The organism is Cyanobium sp. FACHB-13342 (assembly GCF_014697415.1).
Lineage (GTDB): Bacteria > Cyanobacteriota > Cyanobacteriia > PCC-6307 > Cyanobiaceae > Cyanobium_A.
Map to the genome: position 1 here is coordinate 92,990 of NZ_JACJRT010000004.1, position 7,880 is coordinate 100,869.

Consider the following 7,880-nt stretch of genomic DNA (forward strand, 5'->3'; position numbering starts at 1 on the left):
GTGACCCTCAGTAGCCCGAGTCGGCCACGCAGCTGCCCTGGCAGCTGATGCCATTGCTCGCCGTGCGGCCGCAGTGCTGGCAGAGCACGGGCTCCGGTTGGGGAGCGGCGGGGCTGGACGCGATGGGAGGCCTGGCCAGGGGCACGGAGCTGCCAGGGTTGGGGAGGTCGGGCATTGTGGGACGCAGCACCGCCGGCACGGCATCCCACGATGGCGCATCCACCGGCCCGACCGCCTGGCATCGGCGTGGGCACCTGGGCTTGGGGGAACCAGCTGTTGTGGGGGTATGACCCCAGCCAGGATCCGACGCTGGAAGCCACATTTGCGGCGGCGGTGGCGGCTGGACTGCACACCTTCGATACCGCCGATTCCTACGGCACGGGCCGCTTCAATGGCCGCAGTGAGGCCTTGCTCGGGCGTTTCGTGTCAGCCCTCGCCCCCGCCCATCGGGAGTCGTTGTGCGTGGCCACCAAGTTGGCCCCCTTCCCCTGGCGGCTGGGGCGCCAGGGCTACCAGCGGGCTTTTAAGGCCTCAAAGCAGCGCCTCGGTGGACGGGTCGATCTGGTGCAGCTGCACTGGAGCACGGCCCGCTATGCGCCCTGGCAGGAGGGACCGCTGCTCGATGGCCTGGCCGATCTGGTGCAGCGGGGCGAGGCGGGTGCCCTGGGTGTCTCGAACATGGGGCCGCGGCGGCTGCGGGCCGTGCATCGTCGCCTGGCCGATCGGGGCGTGCGGCTGAGCAGCCTGCAGGTGCAACTGTCGCTTCTGGCTGCAGAGCCCATCGCCGCCGGTGGTGTGGCGGAGGTGTGTCGAGAGCTCGAGATCCAGTTGATTGCCTACAGCCCACTGGCCCTTGGCTTGCTGGCCCGGCCCCTCGATCAGCAGACCTGGCCTGCGGGCCCGCGTGGGGCCCTGTTTCGGCGGTTGGCTCCCGCCCTGGGGGACCTGCAGGCGGAGATGGCCCGAATTGCCGTTGGCCAGGCGGGAGGCCTGGCGGCCGTGGCGCTCAACTGGTGCCGGGCCCATGGGGCGATGCCCATCCCAGGGCTACGGCGGCCCGAGCAGGTGGAGCAGGCTGCGGCGGCCCTGAGCTGGACCCTCAGCCTTGAGGATTGCGCCCGCCTCGATGGCCTGGCCCGGGCGCTGGACGCCCGGATGCCCGCCAATCCGTTCCAGAGCGATTAGCCCGCCTGGGGTGTGGGATCCAGGGTGAGGACCACTGGCAGGGCTTGGGGGCGTACCAGGGGCACTACGGGGGTGGCGCTGGCGTCCGGGTGGGTTTCTGCCTCGGCCGCGGCGGCTTCGGGTCCGCAGGCGGCCAGCGCTTCCTGCAGCAGGGAATCAAAGGTGGAGCCGGGCAGCCGGTGCCGGGCCAATTCCAGAAACACCCGGGCCAGGGATTCTCCGGCAGCGGCCCGCAGGGCGGGGTTGTTGCGGCGAAGCTGCAACTCGTCGTCAATCGAGCGGAGGAAGCGCTCCGTGACATCGCGCTTCGTCGAGGCGCGGATGCGGGTGTCCTGCTCCGCTTCGGAGAGGAAGGGCTGGGCCTGGAGTTCTTCGAGGCGACGTCCCAGGCTTTCCAACACCTCCCGGGCTTCTTTGGCCACATGGGCCAGCTGACCATCGGATAGGCGGGGCAGATCGGCGACGTAGACCTTGCCGTGATCCCGCAGCGTGAGGAAGGTTGGCCGCAGGCCCCCGCGCTGGGGAGGAGCCACGGGCTCGCGGGGGCGCTGGGGGCGGCTTGGCGGAACGGGGCCGGCGGAGCTGCGACGGCGGGTCATGCGCTGACCGGAGGGCCGATCCTGGGGAGCCCTGTCCTCGGAGCCGCGTTGGTCTGAACCTAAGGATTGCGTCATCTCGATCGGCCTGATTTGTCTGCGTTCTTCTCGAGCACCACTGGGTGTACCGGAGCGTCCCCTGTCCCCAGGGGACGCACTCTGGGGCCGGCGGAAAGGCCGGCCAACGACAGCTCCGAGATCAGCACCCTAATCAGCGGGGGGGCAGGCTCCATGCCCAAAGACGAAGGTGAAGCAATTCGCCAGCCCGGGCTCCAGTCGAGCTCAGGGGCGATAGGGGAGGCCGGCCAGTGGTTGATCACCGGCGCTGCCGCTGGCGACGTGGCCAAGCTCCCAGGCTGAATGCCCGGCGGCCTGGCAGATCGCCAGCGTGTCCGCGACGGCGGCGCCTGGCACCACCAGGCAGAAGCCCACGCCCAGGTTGAAGGTGTTCCAGAGATCGGCCTCGGGCACCTCCCCTGCCTGTTGCAACCAGTCGAAGAGGGCGGGCCGCCGCCAGCTGGCGGGGTCGATCACGGCATGCACCCCAGCCGGGAGGCAGCGGGGCAGGTTTTCCGGCAGACCGCCGCCGGTGATGTGGGCCATGCCATGGATCGGCAGGCCGGCGGCCAGAAGGGTTTTCACCAGGCTGCCGTAGAGGCGGGTGGGGGTGAGCAGGGCCTCCAGCAGGGGTTGGTCACTCCCTGGCAAGCGGGTGAGGTCGTCGACCGCCTGGGTGTCGAGAATCCGGCGGACGAGGCTGAATCCGTTGCTGTGCACGCCGCTGCTGGCCACGGCCAGGATGCGGTCGCCGTCAACCACGGTGCGGCCATCGATCACCGCACTGGCCTCCACCACGGCGACGCAGAAGCCCGCCAGGTCGTAGCGGCCCGGGCCGTAGAACCCCGGCATTTCAGCGGTCTCGCCCCCCAGCAGGGCGCAGCCGCTCTGGCGGCAGCCATCGGCAATGCCCTCCACCACTTCGGCCATGGCCTCGGGGCTGAGCTTGCCCGTGGCGATGTAGTCGAGGAAGAACAGCGGTTCTGCGCCGCTGGTGATGACGTCGTTGACGCACATCGCCACCAAATCAATGCCCACGCCATGGTGCTGGCCATGGGCCTGGGCCAGTTCGAGCTTGGTGCCGACCCCGTCGGTGCCGGCCACCAGCAGGGGCTCCCGCAATCCGGCGGGTAGGCGGCAGAAGCCGCCGAAGCCCCCCAAGCCCCCCACCACCTCGGGGCGATGGGTGGCCTCCACGCTGGATCGGATCCGATCCACAAAGGCGCGGCCTGCGACCACGTCCACGCCTGCTGTGCGGTAGTCCATCCGTTGCAGTCCATCAGGAGCAGTGCTCCGATCCTCCAACGGCAGCCGACCCGCCGCCGGCTGTGGACGATCCGCCGATTGGCACGTGATGCAATTAGCTGCGCTGATGCGAGGCATTTGGGTCGCTGATCGGTGGCGGGCTTGTCGACCCCGGCTGAGCCCTGTTAGGGCCTGCGCTGTTGGATTTGATGACAAAAGCTGATCAATCTTCGGGGTGTCGTTTTTGACCAAAACCACCGTTCGCAGCGGTTAACTTTGCGGCGTCGTCAATTCCCGATAGGAACTCCGAACGCGAATTCGGCTCTCATCTCCATTCAGATTGAGACCGGATCCAACGCTGACGAATCACTGATTGGCCTTGAGCTTCTGCTTCTGGCTGGTGATTGCTGCATTTGCCGCGGGTTTCGTTTGTTATGCGCAGCACCTTCTCCCTGGGGGCCCTTGCCCTTCTTCTCTCTGGTAGTGCCCTGGTTCCCGCCATGGCCGATTCCAGCCGAGCTGCCACCGGTCCTGAGGCCGTTGCCCTGGCTGCTCCAGCCCCAGAAGTCCAAGAACCCAGCACCAAGGTCGCCATCCGCGAAGCGGATGCCCAGCCCAACTCCGAGGACAGCCTGATCAAGCAGGCCCCTCCCGCACCCATTGCTCCCCTGCCCAAGCCAGCCCCCCGGGTTGTTCACACCGCCAAGGGGCAAGCCAGCTGGTATGGCCCTGGTTTTTTCGGAAATCGCACCGCCAGTGGTGAAGTGCTCCGCCCGGGAACCCTTACCGCAGCTCACCGCACCCTGCCCTTCGGCACCAAGGTCAAGGTGACCAACCTCTGGAACGGCCGTTCCACCGTTGTGCGGATCAATGATCGGGGCCCCTTCCATGGCAACCGGGTGATCGACCTGGCCCATGGAGCGGCCCACACCCTGGGCCTGACGGCCAGTGGTGTCGCCCAGGTTCGCCTGGACGTGCTCCAGTGATCTGATCTCCTCTGCAGACCGTTTCGCTCTCCAGCCCATCCGCCAATCTGGCGGGTGGGCTTTTTGTTGCCGGCCCGCCATTCCCCCCGTGCTGTTGCTCCATACCCGAGACGACCTTGCCGCTTGGCGCCGTCGGCAGGTCGGTCCGGTGCATTTCGTGCCCACGATGGGGGCCCTGCATGGGGGCCATCAGCAGCTGATCCGGCGGGCGGCGGACGGTCGGGGAGGCGCGGCGCCAGTGGTGTTGGTGAGTGTGTTCGTCAATCCGTTGCAGTTCGCCCCGGGCGAAGATCTCGAGACCTACCCCCGGGATCTGGCCGCCGATGCAGCCCTGGCGGCGGCTGCCGGCGCCTCGGCCCTGTTTGCCCCTTCCGTAGCCGAGATCTACCCCCAGGGGGAGGCCGGGCTGACCCGCGTCGTGCCGCCCCAGACCCTGCGTCAGGGCCTGTGCGGCCGCAGCCGCCCCCAGCACTTCGAGGGCGTGGCCACCGTGGTCTCCCGGCTGTTGGCCCTGGTTCAGCCCCATTGCTTGTGGCTGGGGGAAAAGGACTGGCAGCAGCTGGTGATTCTGCGGCGGGTGGTGGCGGATCTGGGCCTGTCGGTGCGGATCGAGGGTTGCGCCACCGTGCGGGAGGGGGATGGCCTGGCCTGCAGCTCCCGCAATCGCCGCCTCTCGGTGCCCCAGCGCCAGCAGGCTGCCGCCCTGCCGGCGGGATTGGCCGCGGCGGCGGCCCGGCTCCAGGCCGGGGAGCGCCAGGCGGACACCTTGACCAGCGGCCTCAGGACCGAGCTGGAGGCGGCTGGGTTGGTGGTGGATTATGTGGAACTGGTGGCTCCCCATAGCCTGGAGCCGTTGCATCAGGTCCGGGGCCTCGCCCTGCTTGCTGCGGCGGTGCATTGCGGCCCCAGCCGCCTGATCGACCATCTGTTTCTGATGTCCCGTCTGCCAATCGTTGCCATTGATGGTCCGGCGGGGGCGGGGAAGAGCACCGTCACCCGTGCCTTCGCCAGCCGGCTGGGCCTGATCTACCTCGATACCGGGGCCATGTATCGGGCGCTCACCTGGTGGGTGCAGCGCGAGGGCGCCGACCCTGCCGATCCGGCGGCGGTGGCGCCATTGCTGCACAACCTGGACCTGCAGCTGCGCTCGGGGCCTGGCGGTGACCAGCAGGTGAGCATCAATGGTCACGACGTCACGGAAGCCATCCGCAGCCCGGAGGTGACGGCCCAGGTGTCCGTCGTGGCGGCCCATGGCTGTGTGCGGGACGCTCTGACGGCCCAGCAGCAGGCCATGGGCCACAGGGGTGGGCTGGTGGCCGAAGGTCGGGACATCGGCACCGCCGTTTTCCCCGACGCCGAGCTGAAGGTGTTTCTCACGGCCACCGTGGCCGAGCGGGCCCGCCGCCGCGCCCAGGATTTGGCGCGGCGGGGCTTTGTCGTGCCGCCCTTGGCGGAGCTGGAAGCCCAGATCGCCGAGCGTGACCACCTCGATTCCACCCGCGCCGTGGCGCCGCTCTGTCGGGCCGAAGACGCCATCGAGCTGGTGACCGACGGCATGGCGATCGAGGCGGTGATCCAGGCCCTGGTGGATCGCTTTCGGGAGCGGGTGCCGGACGAGGTCTGGCCCGGACCCGACGCCAGCGCCCCATCGGGGGTCTGAGCTCAGCCGTCGAGGGCCTGCAGCAGGCCCGTGCAGGCATCCTCGAGCAGGTCGAGCACGTGCTCAAAGCCCGCCTCACCGCCGTAGTAGGGATCGGGCACCTCGCTGGCTGCGAAGCGGCTGCAATAGCGCACCAGGGGCTCGATGCGGGCTCCGCTGGCGCCGCCGGCTTCCTGGGCCAGGGCCTGTACATGGGCCAGGTTGCTGGCGTCCATGGTGAGGATGTGATCGAAGCGCTCGAAATCGCCCAGATCGATCTGGCGGGCGCGGCTGGTGAGGGTGATGCCCCGTCGGCTGGCGGCCTCGCGCATGCGCCGGTCGGCGGCCTTGCCCACATGCCAGCCCCCCGTGCCGGCCGAGTCCACCACAAAGCGGTCGGTGGCACCCGCCTGGGCCAGCAGGTGCAGGAACACGCCCTCGGCGGCGGGGGAGCGGCAGATGTTCCCCAGGCAGACAAACAGCACCCGTTTCATGGACCGTCCAGCCGTGACAGGGCCAGGGCCGCGCGGCGCTGCACCACCGGTGGGGTGTCATCGCCCCCTTCGCGCAGGCCGCCCAGGGCGTCTCGGGCCCGTTGGCGCTCCGGAGCGTCGGCGGGAAGGGGGGCCACCAGGGATTCCAGTCCTACCGCAACGGCGTAACGCACCACCCATTCGCCATCGCCGGTGGCCGCGACCAGGGCCCCCAGGCAGCGCTGCCGCACGCCGTGTTGCGCATCTGCGGCCAAGCCCTCCAGCTGCAGCTGGCCCAGGCCCTTGGCGGCGGCCCGGCGCACGCTGGCCGCCACATCACTCCCCAGGGCATCCAACAGCAGCTCGAGGCCCCGCACGTCGCCGATGCCAGCCAGGGCCCGCACCGCCCAGGCCCGGGCCCCGTAGTTTTCCGGATCCAGTTGCAGCAGGGCTTCTACCGCCGCCGCCCCGAGGCTGATCAGGCCATCCACGGCGGCCACCGCGGCGCCTGGATTGTTGAAGCCCAGCACCTCCACCAGGGTCGGCGCTGCGGCGGGTGCGGTGCAGGCTGCCAGCTCCTGGGTGGCGCGCAGCAGGGCCAGGGCACTGTCGGCCCGCTGCACGGCCTCGATTCGGGCGGCCAGGGATTCGGGGGGTACAGCGCTCATAGCAGGGCATCCATGCAGGCCAGTAAGGCTCCGTCTCCGGGCTCGCCCCTGCCCCGTTCCACCAGGCCCCGCAGCGCCATCAGCTTCAGGCTGTTTTCAGCGAGGGTGCCTGCAATGGCCTCGAAGCCCGGCCGCCAGCCGGCGGCTCCCAGGTCCATCAGGGCGGCCCGCCGCACCTGCAGTTGGGGGTGCTCCAGCAGCTCCACCAGCAACGCTCCCCAGCGGCCGTCGCCGCTGAGTTGCAGCAGGGTGCGTGCGGCAGCGCTGCGGATCAACGGCCGTTCATGGGCGATGAACGGCTCCACCACGGCCAGCACCTGGGGGTCGGCCCTGCCGATGTCCCCGAGGGCCTCCAACAGGGCTTCGCAGGGTTCGGTCAGGCGGGGGCTGTCCGGTCGCTGGGCTCCAGCCACGGCCGGGCCGCCGGCGAGCCGCTGGCACAGGGGCGCGATGGCCGCCTCGGCGCGCAGCTCTCCCAGGGCCCGGGCTGCGGCCTCCCGCAGGCCATCGTCGGGGTCCTCGAGGGTGTCCAGCAGGTCGGGTATGGCGGCATGGGCCGCCGGGGCCAGCTTGCCCAGGGCCCGGGCCGCATTGCGGGCCACCGCGTTTTCCTCCACGCCGGCCCCCGGGTCCCGGGGGCGGCGCTGGCGCAGGGCGCTCTGCAGCAGGGGCACGGCTTCGGGATGCTGGCTGCGCATCCGGCCCAGCCACCAGGCCCCGTAGTACTGCTGGGAGGGATCGTCGCTCTGGCGGAGCCGGCGCAGGGCCTCCTGCTCGCTGATGGGTTCGCCGGCCTGGAGGCCGTCGGCGGCGGGGGGCATGGTGGCTGGTGGGGAGAGCGCACTGGCAGTGATGTTGCCATCAGCGGTGCGGGGCTGGCCTGGTTCTCAACGCAGAGCCATGAAAAAAGGCTCCCGGGAGGGAGCCTTAGGGGAATCGAAGCCGGTTGCGGCGTTCTGGATCGCGTGAGCGAATCAGACGAGAGCAGCGATGGCGTAGTCGATGTAGTTGTTGGCGATGACACCGGGGTC

General features: G+C 69.8%; 9 protein-coding genes. 3 read left to right on the plus strand and 6 right to left on the minus strand.

Annotated features, from left to right (window positions below; genetic code table 11):
* Positions 1-7 precede the first annotated feature (7 nt).
* Positions 8-223 (minus strand): hypothetical protein, encoded by a 216-nt coding sequence (locus tag H6G16_RS02965; RefSeq protein WP_190388849.1) that lies wholly within the window; start codon positions 221-223, stop codon positions 8-10.
* Here H6G16_RS02965 and H6G16_RS02970 point away from each other — a divergent pair.
* A complete protein-coding gene (locus H6G16_RS02970; RefSeq protein ID WP_190388829.1) occupies positions 211-1,185 on the plus strand; it encodes an aldo/keto reductase in 975 nt (324 codons plus the stop codon). The genes H6G16_RS02965 and H6G16_RS02970 overlap by 13 nt on opposite strands.
* Here H6G16_RS02970 and H6G16_RS02975 read toward each other — a convergent pair.
* Together H6G16_RS02975 and purM are read right to left on the minus strand one after the other, a co-directional pair.
* The gene (locus H6G16_RS02975) at positions 1,182-1,784 is read right to left on the minus strand and encodes a hypothetical protein (protein ID WP_190388830.1); all 603 of its coding nucleotides are present in this window, start codon (positions 1,782-1,784) and stop codon (positions 1,182-1,184) included. The two genes, H6G16_RS02970 and H6G16_RS02975, sit on opposite strands and share 4 nt — an antisense overlap.
* A gap of 279 nt (positions 1,785-2,063) precedes the next feature.
* On the minus strand, positions 2,064-3,104 hold the full coding sequence (purM, locus tag H6G16_RS02980; protein WP_190388831.1) for a phosphoribosylformylglycinamidine cyclo-ligase: 1,041 nt from the start codon (positions 3,102-3,104) through the stop codon (positions 2,064-2,066).
* A gap of 413 nt (positions 3,105-3,517) precedes the next feature.
* On the opposite strand from purM, the gene H6G16_RS02985 reads away from it, so the two are divergent.
* The gene (locus H6G16_RS02985) at positions 3,518-4,069 is read left to right on the plus strand and encodes a septal ring lytic transglycosylase RlpA family protein (RefSeq protein ID WP_190388848.1); all 552 of its coding nucleotides are present in this window, start codon (positions 3,518-3,520) and stop codon (positions 4,067-4,069) included.
* An 88-nt stretch (positions 4,070-4,157) separates the two neighbouring features.
* Entirely contained in the window at positions 4,158-5,729 is a 1,572-nt protein-coding gene (locus H6G16_RS02990; RefSeq protein ID WP_190388832.1) for a bifunctional pantoate--beta-alanine ligase/(d)CMP kinase, read from the plus strand.
* Positions 5,730-5,731: 2 nt separating this feature from the next.
* Here the strand turns inward: H6G16_RS02990 and H6G16_RS02995 are convergent, their stop codons facing one another.
* Genes H6G16_RS02995 through H6G16_RS03005 form a run of 3 tightly spaced genes read right to left on the minus strand, consistent with a single transcriptional unit; the run spans position 5,732 to position 7,670 of the window.
* Positions 5,732-6,202 carry a low molecular weight protein-tyrosine-phosphatase gene (locus H6G16_RS02995; RefSeq protein ID WP_190388833.1) on the minus strand — a complete coding sequence of 157 codons (471 nt, stop codon included), beginning with the start codon at positions 6,200-6,202 and terminating at the stop codon, positions 5,732-5,734.
* Positions 6,199-6,849, minus strand: coding sequence for a HEAT repeat domain-containing protein (locus H6G16_RS03000; RefSeq protein WP_190388834.1), 651 nt, complete (start codon positions 6,847-6,849; stop codon positions 6,199-6,201). The genes H6G16_RS02995 and H6G16_RS03000 overlap by 4 nt, the downstream gene beginning before the upstream one ends.
* Positions 6,846-7,670, minus strand: a complete 825-nt coding sequence (locus H6G16_RS03005) for a HEAT repeat domain-containing protein (RefSeq protein WP_190388835.1) — start codon at positions 7,668-7,670, stop codon at positions 6,846-6,848. The genes H6G16_RS03000 and H6G16_RS03005 overlap by 4 nt, the downstream gene beginning before the upstream one ends.
* Positions 7,671-7,880: the final 210 nt, after the last annotated feature.